This window comes from Polymorphospora sp. NPDC050346 (assembly GCF_040655695.1).
Classification (GTDB): domain Bacteria; phylum Actinomycetota; class Actinomycetes; order Mycobacteriales; family Micromonosporaceae; genus Polymorphospora; species Polymorphospora lycopeni.
In genome coordinates, this window is record NZ_JBFAKM010000013.1 from 60,922 (window position 1) to 83,952 (window position 23,031).

Annotated in this window: 22 protein-coding genes and 2 pseudogenes; 16 read left to right on the forward strand and 8 right to left on the reverse strand. The window is 73.0% G+C overall.

The window, feature by feature from the left end; all coding sequences use genetic code 11:
• Positions 1-104: 104 nt before the first annotated feature.
• The 8 genes from AB0I42_RS15800 (at position 105) to AB0I42_RS15835 (ending at position 6,533) form a co-directional block, all read left to right on the forward strand.
• Entirely contained in the window at positions 105-563 is a 459-nt protein-coding gene (locus AB0I42_RS15800) for a hypothetical protein (RefSeq protein WP_357537925.1), read from the forward strand.
• A 43-nt stretch (positions 564-606) separates the two neighbouring features.
• A complete protein-coding gene (locus AB0I42_RS15805) occupies positions 607-969 on the forward strand; it encodes a YciI family protein (RefSeq protein WP_357537927.1) in 363 nt (120 codons plus the stop codon).
• Entirely contained in the window at positions 966-2,210 is a 1,245-nt protein-coding gene (locus tag AB0I42_RS15810) for a DUF6596 domain-containing protein (RefSeq protein WP_357537929.1), read from the forward strand. The genes AB0I42_RS15805 and AB0I42_RS15810 overlap by 4 nt, the downstream gene beginning before the upstream one ends.
• A 57-nt stretch (positions 2,211-2,267) precedes the next feature.
• Complete coding sequence (locus tag AB0I42_RS15815; RefSeq protein ID WP_357537930.1) at positions 2,268-2,579, forward strand: hypothetical protein; 312 nt, start codon at positions 2,268-2,270, stop codon at positions 2,577-2,579.
• On the forward strand, positions 2,554-4,005 hold the full coding sequence (locus tag AB0I42_RS15820; RefSeq protein WP_357537932.1) for a HAMP domain-containing sensor histidine kinase: 1,452 nt from the start codon (positions 2,554-2,556) through the stop codon (positions 4,003-4,005). Before AB0I42_RS15815 ends, AB0I42_RS15820 begins: the two co-directional genes overlap by 26 nt.
• Positions 4,002-4,661 carry a response regulator transcription factor gene (locus tag AB0I42_RS15825; RefSeq protein WP_357537934.1) on the forward strand — a complete coding sequence of 220 codons (660 nt, stop codon included), beginning with the start codon at positions 4,002-4,004 and terminating at the stop codon, positions 4,659-4,661. Before AB0I42_RS15820 ends, AB0I42_RS15825 begins: the two co-directional genes overlap by 4 nt.
• A 75-nt stretch (positions 4,662-4,736) precedes the next feature.
• On the forward strand, positions 4,737-5,936 hold the full coding sequence (locus tag AB0I42_RS15830; protein ID WP_357537935.1) for a phosphotransferase: 1,200 nt from the start codon (positions 4,737-4,739) through the stop codon (positions 5,934-5,936).
• 108 nt (positions 5,937-6,044) lie between these two features.
• On the forward strand, positions 6,045-6,533 hold the full coding sequence (locus AB0I42_RS15835; protein WP_357537937.1) for a hypothetical protein: 489 nt from the start codon (positions 6,045-6,047) through the stop codon (positions 6,531-6,533).
• 308 nt (positions 6,534-6,841) lie between these two features.
• Here the strand turns inward: AB0I42_RS15835 and AB0I42_RS15840 are convergent, their stop codons facing one another.
• The gene (locus tag AB0I42_RS15840) at positions 6,842-7,246 is read right to left on the reverse strand and encodes a GrpB family protein (protein WP_357537938.1); all 405 of its coding nucleotides are present in this window, start codon (positions 7,244-7,246) and stop codon (positions 6,842-6,844) included.
• A gap of 63 nt (positions 7,247-7,309) precedes the next feature.
• Between AB0I42_RS15840 and AB0I42_RS15845 the strand changes: the two genes are divergently transcribed.
• A complete protein-coding gene (locus AB0I42_RS15845; protein WP_357537940.1) occupies positions 7,310-8,446 on the forward strand; it encodes a hypothetical protein in 1,137 nt (378 codons plus the stop codon).
• 39 nt (positions 8,447-8,485) lie between these two features.
• Here AB0I42_RS15845 and AB0I42_RS15850 read toward each other — a convergent pair whose 3' ends face one another.
• The 3 genes and pseudogenes from AB0I42_RS15850 to AB0I42_RS15860 all read right to left on the reverse strand — a co-directional run bounded on the left by AB0I42_RS15850 (position 8,486) and on the right by AB0I42_RS15860 (position 11,779).
• The gene (locus tag AB0I42_RS15850; protein WP_357537942.1) at positions 8,486-9,241 is read right to left on the reverse strand and encodes an SDR family NAD(P)-dependent oxidoreductase; all 756 of its coding nucleotides are present in this window, start codon (positions 9,239-9,241) and stop codon (positions 8,486-8,488) included.
• Between the two features lie 96 nt (positions 9,242-9,337).
• Positions 9,338-10,003, reverse strand: a pseudogene (locus AB0I42_RS15855) (EcsC family protein); the annotation flags it as partial.
• A gap of 669 nt (positions 10,004-10,672) precedes the next feature.
• On the reverse strand, positions 10,673-11,779 hold the full coding sequence (locus AB0I42_RS15860; protein WP_357537943.1) for a hypothetical protein: 1,107 nt from the start codon (positions 11,777-11,779) through the stop codon (positions 10,673-10,675).
• Positions 11,780-12,282: 503 nt separating this feature from the next.
• Here AB0I42_RS15860 and AB0I42_RS15865 point away from each other — a divergent pair.
• Genes AB0I42_RS15865 through AB0I42_RS15875 form a run of 3 tightly spaced genes read left to right on the forward strand, consistent with a single transcriptional unit; the run spans position 12,283 to position 14,381 of the window.
• Positions 12,283-13,203 carry a PAC2 family protein gene (locus AB0I42_RS15865; protein WP_357537945.1) on the forward strand — a complete coding sequence of 307 codons (921 nt, stop codon included), beginning with the start codon at positions 12,283-12,285 and terminating at the stop codon, positions 13,201-13,203.
• Between the two features lie 41 nt (positions 13,204-13,244).
• Positions 13,245-14,051, forward strand: a complete 807-nt coding sequence (locus AB0I42_RS15870) for an exodeoxyribonuclease III (protein WP_357537947.1) — start codon at positions 13,245-13,247, stop codon at positions 14,049-14,051.
• A 21-nt stretch (positions 14,052-14,072) separates the two neighbouring features.
• Positions 14,073-14,381 (forward strand): antibiotic biosynthesis monooxygenase, encoded by a 309-nt coding sequence (locus AB0I42_RS15875; protein ID WP_357537948.1) that lies wholly within the window; start codon positions 14,073-14,075, stop codon positions 14,379-14,381.
• A 67-nt stretch (positions 14,382-14,448) separates the two neighbouring features.
• On the opposite strand, the gene AB0I42_RS15880 is transcribed toward AB0I42_RS15875, so the two are convergent.
• Complete coding sequence (locus AB0I42_RS15880; RefSeq protein ID WP_357537949.1) at positions 14,449-15,060, reverse strand: class F sortase; 612 nt, start codon at positions 15,058-15,060, stop codon at positions 14,449-14,451.
• A 5-nt stretch (positions 15,061-15,065) separates the two neighbouring features.
• Positions 15,066-15,617, reverse strand: coding sequence for a hypothetical protein (locus AB0I42_RS15885; protein WP_357537950.1), 552 nt, complete (start codon positions 15,615-15,617; stop codon positions 15,066-15,068).
• 250 nt (positions 15,618-15,867) lie between these two features.
• On the opposite strand from AB0I42_RS15885, the pseudogene trmB reads away from it, so the two are divergent.
• Positions 15,868-16,485 (forward strand): annotated as a pseudogene (gene trmB / locus AB0I42_RS15890) (tRNA (guanosine(46)-N7)-methyltransferase TrmB); the annotation flags it as partial.
• 77 nt (positions 16,486-16,562) lie between these two features.
• Positions 16,563-19,070 (forward strand): DUF3516 domain-containing protein, encoded by a 2,508-nt coding sequence (locus tag AB0I42_RS15895; RefSeq protein ID WP_357537951.1) that lies wholly within the window; start codon positions 16,563-16,565, stop codon positions 19,068-19,070.
• Between the two features lie 141 nt (positions 19,071-19,211).
• Here the strand turns inward: AB0I42_RS15895 and AB0I42_RS15900 are convergent, their stop codons facing one another.
• The gene (locus tag AB0I42_RS15900) at positions 19,212-19,718 is read right to left on the reverse strand and encodes a GNAT family N-acetyltransferase (RefSeq protein WP_357537953.1); all 507 of its coding nucleotides are present in this window, start codon (positions 19,716-19,718) and stop codon (positions 19,212-19,214) included.
• Between the two features lie 274 nt (positions 19,719-19,992).
• Here AB0I42_RS15900 and AB0I42_RS15905 point away from each other — a divergent pair, with 274 nt between their 5' ends.
• The gene (locus AB0I42_RS15905) at positions 19,993-20,637 is read left to right on the forward strand and encodes a hypothetical protein (RefSeq protein WP_357537954.1); all 645 of its coding nucleotides are present in this window, start codon (positions 19,993-19,995) and stop codon (positions 20,635-20,637) included.
• Between the two features lie 85 nt (positions 20,638-20,722).
• Here the strand turns inward: AB0I42_RS15905 and AB0I42_RS15910 are convergent, their stop codons facing one another.
• A complete protein-coding gene (locus AB0I42_RS15910) occupies positions 20,723-21,556 on the reverse strand; it encodes an IclR family transcriptional regulator (RefSeq protein WP_357537956.1) in 834 nt (277 codons plus the stop codon).
• Between the two features lie 321 nt (positions 21,557-21,877).
• Here AB0I42_RS15910 and AB0I42_RS15915 point away from each other — a divergent pair, with 321 nt between their 5' ends.
• Positions 21,878-23,026 (forward strand): winged helix DNA-binding domain-containing protein, encoded by a 1,149-nt coding sequence (locus AB0I42_RS15915; protein ID WP_357537958.1) that lies wholly within the window; start codon positions 21,878-21,880, stop codon positions 23,024-23,026.
• Positions 23,027-23,031: the final 5 nt, after the last annotated feature.

The following is a 23,031-nucleotide window of genomic DNA, read 5'->3' on the forward strand; positions in this document are numbered from 1 at the left end:
CACCCACCGTGATCACGGTGTCACACCGGCTCTGCGCCAAACTCGCCAGAAAAGTTCCCGCGTTTTCCGCCGTCTGCGGACCGTCCACCTCGAGGAACTGGACCTTGACAAGAGTCTCCACGGATGCGTCCTGCATCCCCGACCAGACCGGCGCCGCCTCCGGGCTCTGCACCCCGGACGCACCGGTCAGCAGGCAGGCGGTGACGTCGCGGTACTCCCGCGCCCGTGGCTCCGGTTCGGGTTCCGGCCACAACGCCCAGGTCAGCAGACCACCCACGGCCACGACCAGCGCGACCGACAACGCGACCACCACCCGGCGTGGCGGCCGGCGCCACGTTCCGGCCGGCGACGTACGACTCTTCGTCTTCGCGGCGTTCCGCGCACCGCGACCCACTCCACCACCCAGCACGGCCAGCACCCTACCGGCCGGCGGCCCGATCCAACCTCCGTCGCCCGCCCCGGTCATCGCCCCGGGGCGCACGGCGGTGGGCCGCCGGGTACTCGCCGGAGAATTCTCCGGCGAGGATGTCGAGGATGGCTGGCCGGCTCCGTTCACCAGGTGACAGCGCGCCGACCGCGGCGCCTCACGACCAAGGAGCGAACCTGATGAAGTACCTGCTGATGATCTACGGCAACCAGGAGAAGTGGGACTCGATCCCGGCCGAGTCGTGGCCCGAGGAGATCGCCAAACAGGACGCGTTCAACCGGAGATACCAGCAGACCGGTGAGCTGATCGGCGCGTACGGGCTGGCCGACGCCGCGGCGGCGAAGCTGGTCCGGCGGACCGACGGCGCGCCTGCGGTCACCGACGGGCCCTACCTGGAGACCAAGGAGTACATGGCGAGCTTCTACCTGCTGGACTGCGAGAGCGAGCAGCGGGCGTACGAGATTGCGGCGGACATGCCGTGGGCGCACCTCGAGCCGGTCGAGGTGTGGCCGGTGCTGCACGAGGCGCCCGCCGACCTGTGACCGCCGATCGGGGGGTCGAGGGCCTGCTGCGCGAGTTGGCGCCGCAGGTCCTCGGCGCGCTGGTCCGCCGCTACGGGCAGTTCGACCGGTGCGAGGACGCGACCCAGGAGGCACTGATCCGCGCCGCGCTGCGGTGGCCGGCCGAGGGCGTACCGGAGAATCCGCGCGGTTGGCTGGTCACGGTCGCCGCGCACCGGCTGCTCGACGAGGTACGCGCCGACCGGTCCCGGCGGGGCCGGGAGGATGCGGTCGTGGCGGCGACGCCGCAGTCGGAGTTGCTGGGCCGGCCGGCGGACGAGGATCGGGACGCCGACCGGGACGACTCGCTGAAGCTGCTGTTCCTGTGCTGCCATCCGGCGCTGTCGTCGCCCAGTCAGATCGCGCTGACGCTGCGCGCGGTCGGTGGCCTGACGACCGCGCAGATCGCCGCCGCGTTCCTGGTGCCGGAGACGACGATGGCGCAGCGGATCAGCCGGGCGAAGCAGACCATCCGGGCGAACGGCGGCACGTTCGAGATGCCGTCCGGGGCGGACCGCGCGGCGCGGCTGGCCGCCGTCCTGCACGTGCTGTATCTGCTGTTCAACGAGGGCTACACCGCGACGGGCGGGCCGGACCTGACCACGCCCCGGCTGTCCGACGAGGCGATCCGGCTCACGAGTTGGTTGCGGCGGTTGCTGCCGTACGACGCCGAGGTGGCCGGGCTGCTGGCGCTGATGCTGCTCACCGAGGCCCGCCGTCCGGCCCGTACGGCACCGGACGGCGCCCTGGTGCCGCTGGCCGAGCAGGACCGCGCCGCCTGGGACCGTGAGCTGATCGACCGCGGGGTGGCGCTGGTGAGCGAGGCGCTGGCGCGCGGGCCGGTCGGGCCGTACCAGGTGCAGGCAGCTGTCGCCGCGCTCCACGACGAGGCCGAGACCCTCGACGCCACCGACTGGCCGCAGATCCTCGCCCTGTACGACCTGCTGGAACGGCTCGCGCCGGGGCCGATGGTCACCCTCAACCGGGCGGTGGCCGTCGCCATGGTGCACGGAGCCGCCGCCGGTCTGGCCCTGCTGGCGGAGCTGGCCACGGACACCCGGCTGGCCCGGCACCACCGCCTCCTCGCGACCCGCGCCCACCTGCGGGAACTGGCCGGTGACCGGACCGCCGCGGCCGCCGACTACCGGGCGGCCGCACGGCTCGCCACCAGCCTGCCCGAACGTCGTCATCTGACCACCCGGGCCGCCCGGCTCGAACCATGAGAGAACTCTCATGAAGCCTTCATCCGGCGGTCATCCCGATCCACCAGCCTGTTGCCGGTGAGTGCGCAGAAGGTGGCCACCGGGGTGGGGCTGGCCGCACTGGCCGCCCTGTTCGTCGGCGTCGGGCTGCCGGCCCTGCTGCCTCCCCCGGCTGTTCCGGAGATCCGCATCGTGGTACCGGTAACGGAGAGCGCCGAGATGGGGGCGGCGGACGAGGCGGAGCCGGACCCCATCGGGCAGGTGCCGCCGGCCACCGGAGGGGACGACGATGACGACGACGGGGGCGGATCCCGGCCCGGCGGTGGATCGGGCGACGACGGTGGGGATGACGACGACTCCGACGATGACGACGACGGAGACGACGACTGAGCTGGCCGGGCCGCCCTCCGGACGGTCCTGGCGGCCCACCGTCGGCCTGCGTACGCGGCTGCTGGGCTGGGCCCTGGTCCTGCTCACGGTGGCCAGCCTCAGCTCCGTGGTGGTGATCCGGCAGGTGCTGCTCAACCAGCTCGAGAACCGGACCGGTGCCTACCTGGGCCAGGAGGTGAGCGAGTTCCGTCGGCTCGCCGCCGGCCTCAACCCGGCGACCGGGCAGCCGTTCGGGGCCGACCTGCGCGCCATCGCCGACACCTACCTGCTGCGCAACGAGCCGCAGGAGGGCGAGGTCATGCTGATCTTCGTGGACGGGGCGTTCTACCGGTCCTCGGCCGACGCGCCGTACGACCTCACCCGCGACACGGCGTTGACGGCCCGCTGGGTCGCGCTCACCACCAGCGCCTACGGCGAGGTCGAAGGCGGGCCGGCGGCCCGGGCCCGGTGGCTGGCCGTACCGGTCCAGATCGACGACGACGTACGCGGGCACTTCGTCGTCGCGCAGTTCAGCGGTGGGCCACGGGCCGAGATCGACCGGGCGGTACGGACGATGGCCCTGGCCTGTGCCCTGGTGATCGTGGTGGTGGCGGCCGGCGGCTACCTCGCGATGGGGCGGGCGTTGCGCCCCTTGCGGTCGATGACCGAGACCGCCCGCGACATCGAGGAGACCGACCTGTCCCAGCGGATCGTCGTCACCGGCTCCGACGAGGTGGCGGATCTCGGCCGGACGTTCAACGGCATGCTCGGCCGCCTCCAGGGGGCGTTCGCCGCGCAGCGGGCGTTCATCAGCGACGCCGGGCACGAGTTGCGTACCCCGATCACCATCGTCCGTGGTCATCTGGAGCTCATGGGCGACGATCCGGTCGAGCGGCGGGAGACGGTCGCGCTGGTGACCGACGAACTGGACCGGATGAACCGGATGGTCGACGACCTGCTGATGCTGGCCCGTGCCGAGCAGCCGGACTTCCTGCGCCCCGAGGAGGTGCCCATCGCCCCGATGATGGCCGAGGTCTACACCAAGGCGGCCGCGCTCGGCGAGCGGGACTGGCGGCTCGGCCCGGTCGCCGAGGTGACCCTGCGGGCGGACCGGCAGCGGCTCACCCAGGCACTCATGCAGTTGGCGCAGAACGCGGTGCAGTTCACCGGCCCCGGTGACCGCGTCGAACTGTCCGCCCGGGCCGAGCACGGCCGGCTCCTGCTGGCGGTCCGGGACACCGGCATCGGCATCGCGCCGGAGGACCGGGAGCGGATCTTCCAACGGTTCGCCCGGGCCGAGCCGGGCCGGCAGCGCGCGGAGGGCGCCGGTCTGGGCCTGGCGATCGTGTCGGCGATCGCGGCGGCGCACGGCGGTACGGTCGCCGTCGACAGCATTCCCGGCGCCGGCTCCACCTTCACCCTCGTCCTGCCCGGGGGTGGGGCATGAACCGGATACTCGTCGCCGAGGACGAGCCCCGGATCGCCTCGTTCCTGGAGAAGGGGTTGCGCGCCGCCGGCTACGTCACCACCGTGGTCACGAACGGGACGGACGCCGCCGCGTACGTACGCGACGGCGCGTTCGACCTGATGATCCTCGACCTCGGTCTGCCCGGCCAGGACGGTCTGGCGGCGTTGGCCCAGCTCCGTACGCGCGGGGAACGGATCCCGGTGATCGTGCTGACCGCCCGGCACGCGGTCTCCGACCGGGTCACCGGGCTGGACCTGGGCGCGGACGACTACATGACCAAGCCGTTCAGCTTCGAGGAGTTGCTGGCCCGGGTCCGGGCCCGGTTGCGGGACCAGGGCCGGCCGGCCGCCACCGAACTGGTCGCCGGGCGGGTACGGATCGACCTGATCCGCCGTACGGTGACCGTCGGGGACCGGGCCGTGGAACTGACCGCCCGGGAGTTCCTGCTCGCCGAGACCCTGATGCGCCATCCCGGTCAGGTGCTCAGCCGGGAGCAGCTCCTCGACCGGGTCTGGGGACTCGGCCACGACCCGGGGTCCAATGTCGTCGACGTCTACGTCGGCTATCTCCGGCGCAAACTCGGCGGCGATGTGATCCAGACCGTCCGGGGAATGGGGTACCGGCTCGTCCTCTGAGCCGTCCCGCCGGGATGAGACGACTCTCATGGCGGCCTCACCGGTCACTCAGCCGTGGTCGGGACCCTGAGGGTCATGATCAGACCCGACCTGCTGACCGGCCCCGACGCGGGCGAGTTCCTCCGGGCCGCCCTGGCCGGGGCCGGCGCCGAACTCCTGTCCTGGCGTACGCGTCAGGTCGAGCACCAGCCCGGCCGGGGTGCCACCGCCGCGTACCAGGTCCGGGTGCGGTGGCCGGACGGGCGTACGACCGAGGAGCGGTTCGCCGCCTGCACCCGTACCCCGCCCGAGGGCACCCTGCTGCTCGACGACGGTGACACCCGGGTCGCGGTGTGGCGATTCCCCCACGACCCGTACCTTCCGGGCCTGAGCGCCGCGTACGACCCGGAGGCCGTCGCGGGGGCGCTGGCCGACCTGGGGCTGGGCGGCGGCCCGGTGCGGCTGACGGTGCGCGCCTACCGGCCACGGCGACGGGCCGTCCTGGAGGCGGTCAACGACCGGGGCCGGGTCTTCGTCAAGGTGGTCCGGCCGGCCCGGGTCGCCGCCCTGCACGAGCGGCACCGCCTACTCACCGCCGCCGGGGTGCCGGCGCCGCAGAGCCTCGGTTTCACCCCCGACGGGCTGCTGGTCCTCGCCGCGCTGCCCGGCCGGACGCTGCGGGACGTGCTGCGTGGCCGCAACGCTGCGCTGCCCGACGGCGAACAGGTGCTGGACCTGCTGGACCGGTTGCCGGCCGACCTGACCCGGCAGCCGCGCCGGACGTCGTGGGGCGAGCGGGCGCGGCACTACGCCACCGTCGTCGGCTCGGCGCTGCCGGCGGAGACGGAACGATGTGCGGCGCTGGCGGAGGCGATCGGGAACGAGGCGGGCACCGGGCCGACGGTGCCGGTCCACGGCGACTTCTACGAGAGCCAACTGCACGTCCTGCACGGCCGGGTCAGTGGACTGTTGGATGTGGACACGGCGGGGCCGGGCGACCGCCTCGACGACCTCGCCTGCCTGCTGGGGCACCTGTCGGTGCTGGCCCAGATCGACCAGGCGCGGTCCGGTGCGATCAACCGCCTGGGCGCCCGCTACCTGACCAGCTTCGCCCGCCGGGTGGACCCCGCCGACCTGCGCTACCGGGTCGCCGCGGTGGTGCTCTCGCTGGCCACCGGGCCGTACCGGGTGCAGGAGCCGGGCTGGCCGGCGACCACCCGGCGCCGGTTGGATCTCGCGGAACGCTGGCTGGCCAGTGCCCGTGCGGTCGGGCCGGTGCCGGTCCGGGGCGGATGAGGGATCTCTCACCGGCGGGTCAGAAACCCCTCATCCGGGTCCCGAACCCTGGTACGTGAGCAGCGCTGTTCGAAACGAACGATCCCTCCCTACAGAAGGAGTTGCCCGATGCGGATCAAGAGATCCTGGAAGATCGTCGCGGGAGCCGGTGCCGCGGCCGCCGTACTCGGCCTGGGTGCCACCGCCGCCCTCGCCAGCGACGGCATCGACCTGAAGGACCGCACCACCCCGACGGAGAACGTGCGAATCGGCGACCCGGGAACCGTGCCGGTGGCCGACGACTCGCCGGAGTCGGCGGACAGCCCGGCCGAGTCCCCCTTCGACTCCGCCGACTCCCCGAACGACAGCCCGGACGACCCGGGCTGGACCGAACCGGCGTCGGCGGACTCCCCGTTCACCCCCACCTCGCCGGCCGACTCCCCCGCGTCGGCGGCCTCGGCGGCGTCTGCGGCGTCTGTTGCGTCGGCGGCGTCCGCCGCTTCCGTCGCCTCGGCCGCATCACCGGTCTCGGCCGCTTCGGCGGACTCGCCGGCGTCGGCCGCCTCCCCGGCCTCCGCCGACTCGGGAGATTCGGGAGACTCGGCCGACTCGCCGTGATTCCGGTACCGCTGACGAGCCGGCGGCTGGTCACCGCCTGACGGCGTGCCCGGGGACCGGTCGGGCCCCGGCACGCCCCCACCACCGTCAAGTCGTGATCGTCTGCGGTTGAGGCATTCCGGGTACGGCGGGTCGGCTGCCTGGACCGCAGACGATCGAGACGGGGCCGGGCGGGATACCACTGTCGAGGTTCACAGCGAATTCGGCGTGGAAACAGCGAATTCGCTGTGAACCGAAACAGCAACCTCGCCCCGGGACCACGCTGCTGCCCCCGCGGGCCGCACGGGTTCGACCAAGGCGGCAGCGAGCTACCGCGCCCCGCGGATGAAGCCGGCCTTCCCCGCGCGGTAACGCGGCCGGTCCCGGTCGTTCGCGGCGGCGAGCCGCCGCTTGAGGGCGGCGTACGCGTCGCGCGCTTCACCGTCGGCGCGTAGGTGGTCGCGGAACGCGAGCCATTCGCGCCATCCGTCGGAGCGCCGCTCGACCACCTGGAGGTGGTGCGTGCGGCGGGCGATGTCGGGGTGGCACAGCGACCATTTGCGGTTCTCGGCGTCGCCGGGTTCGGGGGCGTGGACCCAGCCCGCCGCTGCTCCTCGAAGGACGTGGCCCAGGTGGGGTCGTGGTCGACGATCGTAATCCGGTCCAGTCGCTCGGGCATGGCGACATCGTGCCGCAGTCGTTCCGCGGGGCGGCACGACGCGGGCCGGTGCCACGACGGCCGCGCCAGCATCGAGTCGTATCCGTGAGTCGGGTTCGGTGCCCGAGAGGAGACGACGATGGTGCAGACGACTGCCTGGGTGCCCGGTACGACCGGCCCCGTGATCGGCGTACCGGCCTGGGGCGGTGCCCGTTGGGGCGGCAACGGCGGGGTGGACAACGGGCGTGGCCCGTACGGTCACACCGCGCCGCCGCCCGGTGTGACGTCCGGGGCGGCGCTCGGTGCGGCGTACTGCGGGGTCCTGCCCGTCCTCGCGGCCCAGGGCCGGGGCTACGGCTATCTGACGAAGGTCACGAAGGCCGGCGCGCTGGTCGACGCGACCGGCGCGAACTCGGGGACGGTGACCGTGAACGCGGCGACCGGCACGGTGGGCGTGACCGTCACCCGGGCCGGCGCGGTCCTGCAATACCTGGACATCGTCGGGCAGTTGTCCATCCGGGCCCGCGACGTCACGGTCCGGTACTGCCGGATCGACGGCCGCCCGGTCACCGGCACCGGCAAATACCTGGTGTCCACACAGGACGCGAATCCGGGGCTGGTCATGTCGTACTGCGAACTGCTCTGCGGCCAGGCGATGTCGGCGGCGTTCCCGCCGTACGGCGGTTACACCGCGCGCTACAACGCGGTGCACGAGGTCAGCAACGACGCGTTCAAGGTGGGCCGCGACGCCCTGGTCGAATACAACTGGGTGTACGGGCTGCGCAAGGCGCCCGGCGCGCACGCGGACCCGGTGCAGTGGACGTCGGGCGACAACATCGGGGTGCTGTTCAACCGGCTGGACTGCTTCACCGGCGCCGCCGACGCGCCGTCGCCGGAGGTGGTCGACTTCGCCAACGGCACGTTGCAGGTGGGGACGATGAGCGGCAACGGGTCGTGGTTCCTGATGACCGACAACTACTGCAACGGCGCCAACTACGTCATCCGGGTCGGCAACCAGAGCCCGCAGAACGGCTACACCACCCAGCACGCCTTCTGGTTGCGGAACCGCTTCGGCCGGCAGTTCATCGCCGGCCCGGTCTACGACTCGATCCAGGCCAGTGCCGACCAGGTCTTCGACGACACGAACGTGTGGGACCAGGGCGGCCGGACGTACCGGCGGACCGGGAACCCACCGGTCTGGTACTACAGCCACATCGTGGTGGCCGGCCAGCCGGTCAGCGACTGGACGCCGGTCAGCATGGGCCGCTACCCGTGACAGCGGTCCGGCCCGGGGACGACGCCCCGCGGCCGACCGTCAGCGCATGTGCAGCCAGCCGCCGTCGACCGGGAACGACTGGCCGCTGATGAAGTGGGCGCCGTCGCCGGCGAGGAACACCATCAGCGGTACGAGGTCCATGGCCGGGTTGCCGAGCTTGCCGCCGATCGGGATCTGGGCGGACATCATCGCGTCGTGCCGGGCGAGTTCCTCGGCGTTGAGGCGGCCGCGGTAGTCGTCGTACATGCCGGTCCACATGGCCGGCGCGACCGCGTTGACGGTGATGTTGTACGGCGCCCACTCCTGCGCGACGGCCCGGGTCCAGACGTGTACGGCGGCCTTGCTGGCCGAGTAGGCCGCCTGCTCGGGTACGCCGACGATGCCGGACCGGGAGCCGAAGTTGATGATGGCTCCGCCGGCGTCCTTCAGGTGGGCGAAGGCGGCGGCGTTGGTGTTGCGGGTGCCCTTGGCGTTGATGTCGAAGACGGCGTCCCAGTCGCTGTCGGGGATCTCGGCCGACGGCCCGCCGCGCTCGACGCCGGCCACGTTGACCAGCACGTCGAGGCCGCCGAGCAGGCTGACGACCTCGTCGAAGACGGTCGTGACCTCGGCCCGGTCGGACACGTCGCAGTGACGCCGGACGATGTGGTCGGGAGTGGTCCCGGCGGTGCCGAACTGCCGGTCGAGGGCCGCGACCCGGGCGCCCTCGGCGACGTATCCGGCCACCACGGCGGCGCCGATGCCCTGGGCGCCACCGGTCACGATGATGCGTTTGCCGTCCAACTGCCCCGCCATGGCCGCTGCCCCCACAGGTCTGCCCGGACTACCTCCGCCCGTAATGTCGTACCACGCCCGTGACCGTGGGTGACTTCAGATTCACCAGGTGCAGTGTCAGGGGTGGCGCTGGTGGGGAAGCTGGCCGATCGCCGGCTGCCGGTAGAGCGCCTGGGCGCGCCGGGCGAGATCGGTGGTCGCCGACGAGTTGGCCCAGGTGCCGAGGATGATCGCCGCGCCGGGGATCATCTTGGCGAAGAGCTTCTTCGCGGCCTTGACCCCGGCCATCTGGGCGAGCTTCATGCCGAGCTTGAGCGCCACCTGCCCGACCGGGGTCTTGGTTCCGGTGCGGAAGAGCGCGCCGGCCTTCTCCCGGCCGGCGGCCACCCCGAGCGCCATCCGGGCGGTCTCGGCGACCTTGTGGACCTTCTGCAGGACGAGCAGGTCGGTGGCCCGGTCGGGATGGGCCGGGTCGACGCCGTACGCGGCGGCGATGTGCAGCACCATCCGGGCCTGGGTCCAGGCCAGCACCCCGACGTCGACGACGGCACCGGGCAGACCGGTGGCGCCGGAGACGGCACCGGAGAGCCGGGCCAGGTTGATGAACTTCTTCGCCGCCTTCTGCGCGACCACGTCGGGGTGCAGGCCGGGCTGCTGGATGTGCACCCGCTCGACCCAGCGGCGGGCCTCCGGACCGAGCCGGCGGACGGCTTCGAGGGCCAGGTGCTCGGGGGCGTACTGCGGGTCGGCCCGCATCTTCTCCCACAGGCTGGCCGGTGGGGCGGCGGTCCCGTCGTCGGCGGCGGGGTCGTCGGGGGCACCGACGGGCGGGGCCGCGACCGGGACCGTGGCGTATCCGGCGGCCCGTGGCGCCGGAGCGGGTCCGCCGGCCGCCGGGTAGGCGGGCGGCGGCCCCCACAACGGCATGGCCGGCCCGGCGTCCGGGGTCGGCGCCGCCGACCCCGGAACCTCGGCGGCCGGCACCGGCTGGGCGGCGGGCGCCGGGGCGGCCGGCACCGGTGCTGCCCCGCTGGCCGGTCCCCCGGTGGCCGGCGGTGCCGGCTCCGCCGGGGCGGGTGCCGGCGGCTCGGGCCAGAGCGGCTGGTCGGGCGGCAGGGAGCCGGCGGGGCGGGGATCGGTCACGGGAGCACTCCGGGGGACGGACGGGCCTGACGCGGCACCGCCGTCAGCGGCGCCGCGTCAATCGTGACAGAAGCGAGCGAAGCCGATGCTGGTTGGCCGGGTTGGCGAGGTGCCGCCGCCCCTGGGCGACCGTCCGCTGCCCCTGCGGGCTGCTGATGAACGACCTGATGCGTCGGGTCAGTGACATGTCGGCCTCCTGCCGGTCGGGTAGGAGGCTTCTACCCGTACCGCCGGCCGGCCACACGTCGGCCCGGTCACCGGGCGCCGGTCACCCGGGCCCCGGTGACCGGCGTCCGGTGGACCGTCCGACTAGGACCGGCCGATGATGGCGTCGACGACCGCGGTGGCGTTGCCCTCGTGCTTGGCGTAGTGCTCCGGGAACGCCGACACCTGCACGGTCTGGGCGGCGACGGTGAGCCGCATCCGCTCCCAGTTGGGCACCCGGGCGAGTGCCTTGTAGAACTGGGTGGCCGAGTACGCCGGGTCCATCAGGCTGGCGACCGGCCCCCAGCCGGTGCTGGTGCGCTGCTGGAACAGGCCGACGGAGTCGTGGTCCCAGCCGGTGCCCTGGTGGGGGTAGTTCTTCGACTCCGGCAGCACCTCGCTGGCCCGGTTGAGCAGGTTGCTCTCCTGCATCGCGGTCGCGACGGCGATGATGTGGGCGCGGCGCGGCATGTCCAGGTCGTCGCCGGCCCGCACGATGGCGAGGGCGTTGTCCATCTGGACCTGGGACAGGCCGGCGACGGGGGCGACCCGCTCCGGGATGGCGGGCGCCTCGGCCTCGACCGTCTCGGCCGGCGTGTCCGGCCCGTCGGAGGTGTCGGAGGTGTCGGCGGCCCGGCCGGACGCGCGGTCGTCGCCCGAGTCCGCCCGCCGGGTGGTGTCGGCGGCGTCGGCGCCCGGCTGGCGTTCGAGCGAGCGCGAGGCGGGCTGGCCGGCCCGGGAGCGGACCTCGTCGGCGCGGGTCTGGGCGGCGGCGACGTCGGAGGGGAGCCGGCGCTCGACGGTCGCGGCGCGGGTCTCGGCGAAGGCGACGAGGCCGAGGCAGCAGATGACGCCGATGGCCAGGGCGAGCCGGGTCGGGCTCTGCCGGCCGGCCAGTTCGCGGACCCGGGGGTTGTCGAGGACGGCTTCGACCCGGGGGTGGTTGCGCAGGGCGCGCACGCGCGGGTCGGTCCGTACGGCGGTGAGCATGGCTCCGGTGTGGACACGGAAGCGCTCGACGGTCCGGTCGGACCGGGCGACCAGCTCGTGGAGGGTGTCGCTGGACCGGTCGAGCAGTTCCCCGAGGGCCTGCCGGGTGCGCCGGGTCGGGGTGGGTGCGCCGGTAACCGGATCGGCCGAGGGGACCTCGGCCGAATGGTCAGTGGTGCCTGCGGCGCCGGACTCGGTTTCAAGTGTGTGGTCGTCACGCATCCGACGAGGCTAGGCACAACGATCGGCAACTACACAGAGTGATCTTGTGGCACTCATCACAATTTTGATCGATGAATCGGTCAGCCGCCAACACGCGCGAACGCCAGGTCAAAAAGCCCGCAAGACCGGCATCCCGGGAAAGCTGCACTTTGCACAGCCAGGCAGGCATTTACCTTCGAACCATCCAGCACGGAGAGCGACGAGCACCCCCCTCCCCCATTCGGTCGACCACCGGTGGCACGACCCGCGCCGCCCGGGTCCACCGCGCGGGGCGGTCCGGCCCGATCACGCCAGAACCCTTACTACACAACGCGTTCGACAGGTGAGCAATGTGTAATCGGATTCGCCTCCGTCCGACCCGCCGCCGTCGGGACGAGGTCCGCCGGAACCCGGATGAGGGAGGGGACGCGGCACGGTCCGATGGAATGCACGAGGATGGGGTCAGCGTTTCCACCGGCGGGGTTGCCGCCCCGCGACACGCCCTCAAGAGGAGGTTCTGACCGGTGCTCGATCCACACGAGTTGTACGAGCTCACCGAAGACCTGCCCGAACTGGGCGAACCGGTTCTGGTGCAGGCGCTGACCGGGTTCGTCGACGCCGGCAACGCGACCCGGATCGCCCGAGAGCACCTGCTCGGCACCCTCCAGGGTCGGGTGCTGGCCACCTTCGACATCGACCAACTGCTCGACTACCGCTCCCGGCGACCCACGATGATCTTCGTCGAGGACCACTGGGAGAGCTACGACGAACCGCGCCTGCAGCTGCACCTGCTCGACGACGACGCCGGCACCCCCTTCCTGCTGCTGACCGGCCCGGAGCCGGACCTCCAGTGGGAACGGTTCAGCGCCGCCGTCATCACGCTGGTCGAGCGGCTCGGCGTACGGCTCACCGTCGGGCTGACCGCGATCCCGATGGCGGTGCCGCACACCCGGCCCACCGGGGTGACCGCGCACGCCAGCCGCCGGGAACTGATCGCCGGCCACGAGCCGTGGCTGCAACGCGTCCAGGTGCCGGGCAGTGCCGGCCACCTGGTCGAGTTCCGGCTGGCCGAGCAGGGCCGCGACGCGATGGGCTTCGCCGTGCACGTACCGCACTACGTGGCCCAGGCCGAATACCCGGCGGCGGCCGAGGTGCTGCTGACGTCGGTGTCGCGGGCCACCGGTCTGCTGCTGCCGACCGAGGGGCTGCGTACGGCGGCCGAGGTGGTCCGGGGCGACATCGACCGGCAGATCACCCAGACCGACGAGGCCGGGGCGCTCGTGCACGCCCTGGAGGAGCAATACGACGCCTTCACCCGGGGCCGGCAGGGCACCAACCTGCTCGCCGACCAGACCGGCCCGCTGCCAACCGCCGACGAGCTGGGCGCCGAGCTGGAGCGTTTCCTGGCCGAGCAGACCCGCCCGGGCGACTCGCCGAACGGCTGACCGGCACCGCCCGGTGCCGGTCGATCGGGCAGGCTGGGGGCATGCGTCTGGCGACCTGGAACGTCAACTCCGTCAAGGCCCGGCTCCCCCGCCTGCTCGACTGGCTGGCCACCACCCGCCCCGACGTGCTCTGTCTCCAGGAGACCAAGTGCGCGGCGACCGCGTTCCCCACCGCCGAGGTCGGCGAGCTGGGCTACACGGTGGCCGCGCACGGCGACGGCCGCTGGAACGGGGTGGCCGTGCTGTCCCGGGTCGGGCTCGACGACGTCACCCGCGGGTTCCGCGACGAGCCCGGCTTCCCCGACCCGGAGTCCCGCGCGGTCGCCGCGACCTGCGCCGGGGTCCGGGTCTGGTCGGTGTACGTCCCCAACGGCCGCACCCCCGACTCTCCGCACTACCTCTACAAGCTGACCTGGCTGGCCGCCCTGCGCGACGCGCTCGCCGACGACCTGGCCCGCGGCCCGCTGGCGGTCTGCGGTGACTTCAACGTCGCGCCCACCGACGCCGACGTCTGGGACCCGGCACTGTTCGTCGGCTCGACCCACGTCACCCCGCCGGAACGGGAGGCGCTGGCCGAACTGCGCCGGCTCGGCCTGACCGACGTGGTGCCGACCCCGATGAAGGGCCCGCACCCGTACACGTACTGGGACTACCGGGCCGGGATGTTCCACCAGAACAAGGGCATGCGCATCGACCTGGTCTACGCCTCCGGCGACCTGGCCGCCCTGGTCGACGGCGCGTACGTCGACCGGGAGGCCCGCAAGGGCAAGGGCCCGTCCGACCACGCCCCGATCGTGGTCGACCTGACCGAGGGTGGCACGCCGCCCACGGCACCCGCCGGGCTGTGAGGCCACCCGTAGGGTGGAGCCATGGCTGTCGTGAAGATCAACGCGATCGAGGTGCCCGAGGGTGCCGGCCCCGAACTCGAGCGTCGCTTCGCCGCCCGGGCCGGCGCGGTCGAGAACTCCCCCGGCTTCCTCGGCTTCGAACTGCTGCGCCCGGTCGCCGGCGAGTCCCGCTACTTCGTCTACACGAGGTGGGAGTCCGAGGAGGCGTACCAGGCGTGGGCCGGCGGGTCGGCGCGGGAGGCGCACGCCGGCGAGCGCGCCAAGCCGGTCGCCACCGGCGCCAACCTGCTCGAGTTCGAGGTCGTCCAGCAGGTCCCGGCGGCCTCCTGACCCGGGCCCGCCGCACCGGCCGGGCACACCCGGCCGGCCCCGGCATCGTGCCGGGCGCGCGGCCGGGTCACGGGTCGCGGGTGTCGACCAGCGACGCGAAGACGACCACGTTGTCGACGTAGCCGATGCCGCCGCCCCGGAACTCGCCGCCGCAGGTGATGAGCCGCAGGCCGGGGCGGGCGTAGTCGCCGTACACCCGCTCGGCGGGCAGCTTCTTCTTGTCGAAGCTCTCCACCGAGTTGACCTCGAAGATGCCGACGCTCCGGTCCCGCCGGGTCACCTCGATCTTCGCGCCGGGGCGGATCCGGGGCAGCTCGTGGAAGATCGACGGGCCGTCCCGGGTGTCGGCGTGCCCGACGATGATCGCCGGCCCGAACTCGCCCGGGGTCGGGCCGCGGTCGTACCAGCCGGCCTGCCGGTGCCGGTGCAGCGGCGGTACGGCGATCGAGCCGTCGTCGGCGAGGCCGAGGCCGTGCACGTCGGCGCGGATCTTCAGGGACGGGATCGCCAGCCGGATGGGCCGGCTCGGCTCCATCACCGGAAACTCGCGCGGCGGCGGCTTGTCCGCCCCGGCGAACAGGTTGTGCAGCAGTCCGGTCTCGGACAGGCCGGCGGCGGTGACGACCAGCCCGACGATCACGACCACCGCGGCCAGGCGCGGCCGGCGCAGCTTGAACACGGTGGTCAGGCCCGTTGCCGGCGGGAGGTGAAGACACCGAGCGCCACCCCGGCCGCGACGGTGGCCAGCCCGGCGCCGAGCAGCAGGCTGCCGGGGTTGTCGCCGGCCGTGCCGCCGAAGCCGGTGGCCGGGCCCTCGCTCGGCCGGCCCGGCTGGACCACGTTGAGCACGGCGGTGGCGACCCGCCCGTCCGGACAGGTCAACTTCACCCGGTACGGCCGTGCCGACCGGTCCTCGGGCACCGTCGCGGCGGCGGTCAGCAGGTCGAGTTGCGGCTCGACGGTGACCTTGTCGGCGAACGCGTCCGACTCGACGGTCGCCGGCTCGGTGTTCTCCCGGCAGCTCGCCCGGATGCCGACGAGGTAGCCGGCCTCGACCGTGCTCGGGTTGAGCTCGACGTAGACGTCGGCGGCCCACGCCGGGGCCGGGGGTGTGAGCAGGAGCACCGGTGGCAGCAGCAGCGCGGCGGCGGCCACGCCGGACAGGACGGCGCGCCGGCCCCGGCCGGGACGCGACAGGGGGCTGGGCATGCCGGTGCCCACGCTCCGCTCGGTCATCTGGGGACCCCTCCGTCGGGCAGCGCCGGGCGGGGGTGTCCGGTGTCTGCCGTACCGGGTGATTTTCGCATCCCCCGGCCGCCGGACGCACCCTTCGAATGCGTACGCTCATCTGTCTGTGACCTTCCTCGACGTGAGCCCACCGGCAACCGCACCGGACCGGCCACCGGCCGACGCCGGACCGGCCCGGCAGCACCGCGTGGGCGGCGGCGGGACGTCGGTCCGGTCGTTCCACACCCGGCAGGGCCGGATGACGACCCGGCTCGACGACGCGCTCGACCACGGGTGGCCGCTCCACGGGCTGGTCGTCGGCGACGGGCGGCTCGACCGGGAGGCGCTGTTCGGCCGCCGCGCCCCGCTGGTGCTGGAGATCGGTTCCGGGATGGGCGACGCGACGGCGGCGATGGCGGCGGCCGACCCGCGGCGCGACTACCTGGCCGTCGAGGTGCACGTGCCGGGCATCGCCAACCTGCTCGCGCTGGTGCGCGAGCGCGGGCTGACCAACCTACGGATCGCCCGCGGCGACGCCCTCGACCTGGCCCGCGACATGCTGGAGCCGGACTCGCTGGACGCGGTGCACGTCTACTTCCCCGACCCGTGGCCGAAGCTGAAGCACCACAAGCGGCGGCTGATCCAGCCGGCGCCGGTCGCGCTGCTGCGCAGCCGGCTGCGGCCGGGCGGGGTGCTGCACTGCGCGACCGACTGGGCGCCGTACGCCGACGCGATGCTGGCGACGCTGGACGCCGACCCGGGGCTGGTCAACACCGCCGAGGGGTTCGCGCCGCGGCCCGCGCACCGGCCGCTGACCAAGTTCGAGCACCGGGGCGTACGCGCCGGCCGGCAGATCTTCGACCTGGTGTTCCGCCGCGTCGCGGAGCCTGCCACGACCGGACCGGACGGCCCGGCTGGCGAGGGGTTGCGCATTTCGGGCACCATGGACCGGCCATGACGCTGACCACCCGGATTCCCGCCGCCCCCGACCCCGACACGCTCTTCGACGCCTTCGCCGGCTGGGCCGACAGCCGCGGCTTCGCCCTCTACCCTCATCAGGAAGAGGCGCTGATCGAGATCGTGTCCGGGGCCAACGTCATCCTCAACACCCCGACCGGCTCGGGCAAGAGCCTGGTGGCGGCCGGGGCCCACTTCGCCGCGCTGGCCGACGACCGGGTGTCGTTCTACACGGCGCCGATCAAGGCCCTGGTGTCGGAGAAGTTCTTCGACCTGTGCGAGGTCTTCGGCGCCGAGAACGTCGGGATGCTGACCGGCGACGCCAGCGTCAACGAGGACGCCCCGATCATCTGCTGCACCGCCGAGATCCTGGCCAACATCGCGCTGCGCGACGGCGAACGCGCGGACGTCGGCCTGGTCGTCATGGACGAGTTCCACTTCTACGCCGAGCCGGACCGGGGCTGGGCCTGGCAGGTGCCGCTGATCGAACTGCCGCAGGCGCAGTTCGTGCTCATGTCGGCGACGCTGGGCGACGTCACCCGGTTCGAGGACGACCTGACCCGGCGTACCGGCCGGGCGACCGCCGTCGTGAAGTCGGCCGAGCGGCCGGTCCCGCTGATGTTCTCGTACGCGATGACGCCGCTGCACGAGACCCTGGAAGAGTTGCTGAGCACCAAGCAGTCCCCGGTCTACGTGGTGCACTTCACCCAGGCTGCGGCGCTGGAGCGGGCGCAGGCGCTGATGAGCGTCAACGTCGCCACGCGGGCCGAGAAGGACATGATCGCCGAGGCGATCGGCAACTTCCGGTTCACCGCCGGCTTCGGGCGTACGCTGTCCCGGCTGGTCCGGCACGGCATCGGCGTGCACCACGCCGGCATGCTGCCGAAATACCGGCGACTGGTGGAGACCCTGGCCCAGGCCGGGCTGCTCAAGGTCATCTGTGGCACCGACACCCTCGGCGTCGGCATCAACGTCCCGATCCGCACCGTGCTGTTCACCGGACTGTCCAAATACGACGGTGTCCGGACCCGGCTGCTCAAGGCCCGCGAGTTCCACCAGATCGCCGGCCGCGCCGGCCGGGCCGGCTTCGACACCATCGGCACCGTGGTGGTGCAGGCACCCGAACACGTCATCGAGAACGAGAAGGCGCTGGCCAAGGCCGGCGACGACCCGAAGAAGCGGCGCAAGGTGGTGCGCCGCAAGCCGCCGGAGGGGGCGATCGGCTGGGCGCAGCCCACCTTCGAACGCCTGGTGGCCGCCGAACCCGAGCCGCTGACGTCGAGCTTCCAGGTCAGCCACTCGATGCTGCTCAACGTCATCGCCCGGCCCGGCGACGCGTTCGTCGCGATGCGGCACCTGCTGACCGAGAACCACGAGGACCGGCCCGCCCAGCGCCGGCACATCCGGCGGGCGATCGCCATCTACCGGGCGCTGCTCGCCGGTGGCGTCGTCGAACGCCTCGACACCCCGGACGAGGAGGGCCGCTCCGTACGGCTCACCGTCGACCTCCAGTTCGACTTCGCGCTCAACCAGCCGCTGTCGCCGTTCGCGCTGGCCGCGATCGAACTGCTCGACGCCGAGTCGCCGTCGTACGCCCTCGACGTGCTGTCGGTCATCGAGTCCATCCTCGACAACCCCCGGCAGGTGCTGTCGGCGCAGCAGTTCAAGGCACGCGGCGAGGCCGTGGCGGCGATGAAGTCCGAGGGGATCGAGTACGAGGCCCGGATGGAGCTGCTGGAGGAGGTCACCCACCCCAAGCCGCTCGCCGAACTGCTCGACGCGGCATACGAGATGTACCGGCGCGGCCACCCGTGGGTCGCCGACTACGAGGTCTCCCCCAAGTCCGTCGTCCGCGACATGTACGAGCGGGCGATGACCTTCGTCGAGTATGTCGGCTTCTACAGCCTGTCCCGCTCCGAGGGTCTGGTGCTGCGCTACCTCGCCGACGCGTACAAGACGCTGCGGCAGACGGTGCCCGAGGACGCCAAGACCGAGGAACTGGTCGACCTCATCGAGTGGCTCGGCGAACTGGTCCGCCAGGTCGACTCCAGCCTCATCGACGAGTGGGAGCGGCTGCGCAACCCCGCCGACGAGGTGGAGAAGGTCCTCGACGAGCGGCCGCCGGCCGTCACCCGCAACCTGCGTGCCTTCCGGGTCCTGGTCCGCAACGCCCTGTTCCGCCGGGTCGAACTGGCGGCGCTGCGCCGGTGGGACGACCTCGGCGAACTGGACGCGGCCGACGGCTGGAACGCCGACGCCTGGGCGGACGCCGTCGAGCCGTACTTCGACGAGCACGAGTCGCTGGGCATCGGCCCGGACGCGCGCGGCCCCGCGCTGCTGCTGATCGAGCAGGGGCGCGAGCGGTGGACCGTACGGCAGATCTTCGACGACCCCGAGGGTGACCACGACTGGGGCATCAGCGCCGAGGTCGACCTGGCGGCGTCGGACGAGGCGGGCGCCGCCGTCATCCGGATCACCGACGTCGGCCCCCTCCAGACGGTCTGACCCCTCTCCCTCTCCCGGGCTCCGCGCCCCGCGCCCCCGCCTTGTCGCCGATCAAGGACTTGTTGTCGGCGACAAGCGACATACCACCCACGACATCTCCTTGATCGCCGCGTCACGGCGGCCCGGGCCACTGCGGCCCGGTCAGCGCTCCTCGCCGCCGAGGACGTAGTGGCGCAGCTTCACCGGCGTTCCGTCGGGGGTGGTCCAGTCGGCGTCTTCGGTGTGGGAGTGCCGCCAGCCGTCGGCTTCGTAGAAGGCGACGGCGGCGGAGCGGCGGTCGTCCGTGACGTTCAGCGTCAACTGGTGGTGGTGCTCCACGGCCCATGAGCGCGCCCGGCGCAGCAGCGCGGTGGCGACGCCGCGGCGGCGGGCGGCCGGGGTGACGTAGAGCCGGGACAACTCCGCGCCGGGACTCGGCGTCTGGTTCCCGGCGGCGTCAGGGGCGCGTTGGACGGCGACGTGGCCGGCGATGGTGCCGCGCGGGCATTCGGCGATCCAGGCCCGCAGCAATCGTGCCGGAGTGAGCCATCGGTGTGGATCCGTGGGCCAGTTCAACGGGTAGGCGTCGGCGTCATGGACGGCACGGAGCGCCTCGACGCAGGCGTCGAGGTCGGTGGCCTCCCGACGCCGGATCACGACTTCGTACATCAGGCCATCTTTGCGCGGCGCGCCGACCACGTCGCCATGGGCGGTGGCGGTCTCCTCCCGCCCGGGTCGCGGTGATCGTCTGCGGCTCGGCCCCTCCGGGCAGGGCGTGTCGGGTGCTCGAACCGCGGACGATCGAGGCGGACGCCGTACCCGTCCGGACCGGGTCACCGGGCTGTGAAGAGGGGGCCGATCGGGGGCGAGAAACCCTGGGCGAAGCGGCGCCAGTCGATTAGAATGTATGTACTAATCCGCCCGCTGACCTGGGAGGACATCAGTGAGCCCGACCGCTACCGACACCCCTACGCCCTACGCGACACTGCTCGGTTTCACCCGCTACGTCGATCGCACCGGCCCCGCCAAGGCGACCTTCGTCGGTGGGCTGCGCCGGCAGCGGGCCAGCCGGTCCGGGTTCAACCCGCACGGTCAACTCGTCAAGGCACTGAAGACCGACATCGCGTTCCACACCGGGGGCACCCACCTGTCCGCGGTCGTCGAACTCGTCAAGCCGCGCTGGCGCCCGCTCTACGAGGCGCTGGTGCCCGGCGCGCTGGCCTGGCTGCGGTCGCTGGACGAGCCGGACACCGTCCAACTCGCCCAGACCCACGACGCCCTCGGCATGCTCGGCGGTCTACCCGTCAAGATCAACCCCCATCTCGGGCTGCGCTACGCCGACGGCCACGCCGAGGCGATCCGGCTGCACCTCGACGAGCAGCCGCCCAGCAACGAGGCGGTCATCGCCACCCTGCACCTGATGACCAGGCACATGGGCCAGGTCCTCCCGCACGCCGAGCCGGTCCTGGTCGACGTGCGACGGGGGATCGCACACCGCCGCGACGCGAGCGTCAAGACCGATCAGGTCGAGCGCTGGCTCGCCGGTGAGGCCGCCGCCTTCGCGGCCATCTGGACCACCGCCGCCTGAGCGCACCCCCCGCGATCTTGCGGTTGTCGCCCGCTGCCGGGGCGGCACCGCAGGATCGCGGGGGCGCGGTCCGGAATGCGCCGGATCAGGCGGCGCGGTAGCCCAGTTGGTCGGAGATGCGGGCGGTCGCCGCCAGCAGCGCCTCGGTCGCGTCGACCGTGTCGGGACGGAAGCGGCCCTCCGGGCCGGAGACGCCGATGACCGCGGCCACCCGACAGTCGTGCCCGAACACCGGCGCCGCGATCGAGGCGGCGCCGGTCCGGCACTCGCCGTACGAGGTCGAATAACCCAGCGAACGGATGCTCGCGATCTCGGCCCGCAACCGCACCGGGTCGGTGATGGTGCGGTCGGTGACCCTGGCCAGCCGGCGCCGGCACAGATAGGCGCTGATCTGCACGTCGTCGAGGAAGGCCAGGAACGCCTTCGACGGGCCGCCGGCGTGCAGCGGATACGGCACGCCGACGTCGAGTTCGAGGCGCACCTCCTGGTCGGGAACCGCCTGGTCGACGTGGAGGCGGGTGTCGCCGCGCCGCAGCGACAGCGTGGCGGTCTCGCCGGTGAGGTCCGACAGCCCACGCAGTTCCGGCCCGGCGGCCGTACGCAGATCGGTGCGGGCCAGGTAGGCGCGGCCGAGCGCCACCGCGGCGTGGCCGAGGGCGTAGCGGTGGGTGGTGGGGTCGAGGACGATGAGGTCCCGGCTGCGCAACGCGGTCAGGATGCGGTGCACGGCGGCCTTGGTCAGCCCGAGCGCCGTGGCGATCTCGGTGACGCCCAGGTCGGCCTGGCCGCTGCGGCCGAAAAGCAGGAGCACGTCCATCGCCCGCTCGACGGCGGCAATGGAACGCGACTGGCCGACGGCTCCCCGGTCCGGCGCGGAGCCCCGCTCGGCCGCGCTGCCAATGGTTGCGCCGGTCGGCACGTTGCGCGCTCCTCACTGGACGGACGACCCCGCGCCTCGGCGCGGACCCGAGGACCCTCGGTGCGAAGGTGTCACACGCGATCAACCGCCGCCCCGACCCCACGTCGACCCTATTCGAACAATTGTTCGACCGCCACTTCCGTCCCGTCGGACGGACGTGGCACGCTGGTCCCGTGACCGAGCGAAGCGAGGGAACCAGTCAGCTCAGCCCGCAGTCACGTGACCGCCGAGCGAAGCGAGGTGTCACGTGACCGAGCGCAGCGAGGGAACCAGTCAGCTCAGCCCGCAGTCACGTGACCGCCGAGCGAAGCGAGGTGTCACGTGACCGAGGGAAGTAGGGGAGACGGGCTGCTGTCGGCGCGGGCGCTGAACCGGGCGCTCCTGGCCCGGCAGGGGCTGATCGACCCGTTCGACGGCCCGCTCACCGAAACCGTCGAGTCCGTCGGCGCGATCCAGGCCCAGCAGTGGACGTCGCCGCCGGTCGCGCTGTGGTCGCGGCGGCGGGACTTCACCGCCGACGAACTGTGGGCCGCGCTGGACCGGGGCGACCTGGTCACCGGGATCCTGCTGCGCCGCACCCTGCACCTGGTCAGCGCCCGTGAGCACCCCGCGTACGCGGTCGTCGCCACCGGGTCCGGTGTCGACGGGTGGCAGGGGCTCAAGGTGGCCCGTACGGCCGGCGCGGACCGGCTGCTCGCCGATCTGCTGGCGTACGCCGGGCAGTCCCGCACCGGCGACGAGTTGCACGACTTCGTCGAGGCGTGGGTCGAGGCGCATCCGGGCGGGTTGAGCGATGCCGAGGTGGCGGCGCAGCGGGCGTACCGGTGGCGGGTCCTGCGGGCCTCGCCGGCGCTGGTGCGGGTGCCGGCCGACGGGCGGTGGGCGGCCCGGACGCCGGCCGCCTACCGGGCCGCCGCGGAATCCGGCGACCTGGACCCGGACGCGGCCCACGACATGGCGGTCCGGCGGCATCTTCGGGCGTTCGGGCCGGCCGGTGCCGACGACGTCGCGTACTGGCTCGGGGTCCGGGTGCCGGTGGTGCGGGCGGCCGTCGACCGGATCGGCGCCGAACTGGTCCGGTTCGCCGACGAGGACGGGCGGGTGCTGTACGACCTGCCCGACGCGCCCCGGCCGGGCCCGGACGGCGAGATTCCGGTGCGGTTCCTGCCGGCGTTCGACAGCGCGTTGCTGGCGTACGCGGCGGGCCGTCGCGCCCGGATCCTGCCTGACGCGTACCGGGACCGGGTCTACGTACGCGCGAACCTGCGCTGGCTGCCGACGGTGCTGGTCGACGGCTTCGTGGCGGGGGTCTGGGCGACCCGGGTCAGCCGTCGGGTGGCGACCGTCACGGTCACCCCGTTCGGCCGGCTGCCGCGCGGCACCCGGGCCGCGGTGACCGGGGTGGCCGAGCGCCTGATCCGCTTCGTCGAGCCGGCGGCGACCGACCACCAGGTGGTTGTCGAGGGATAACCGGA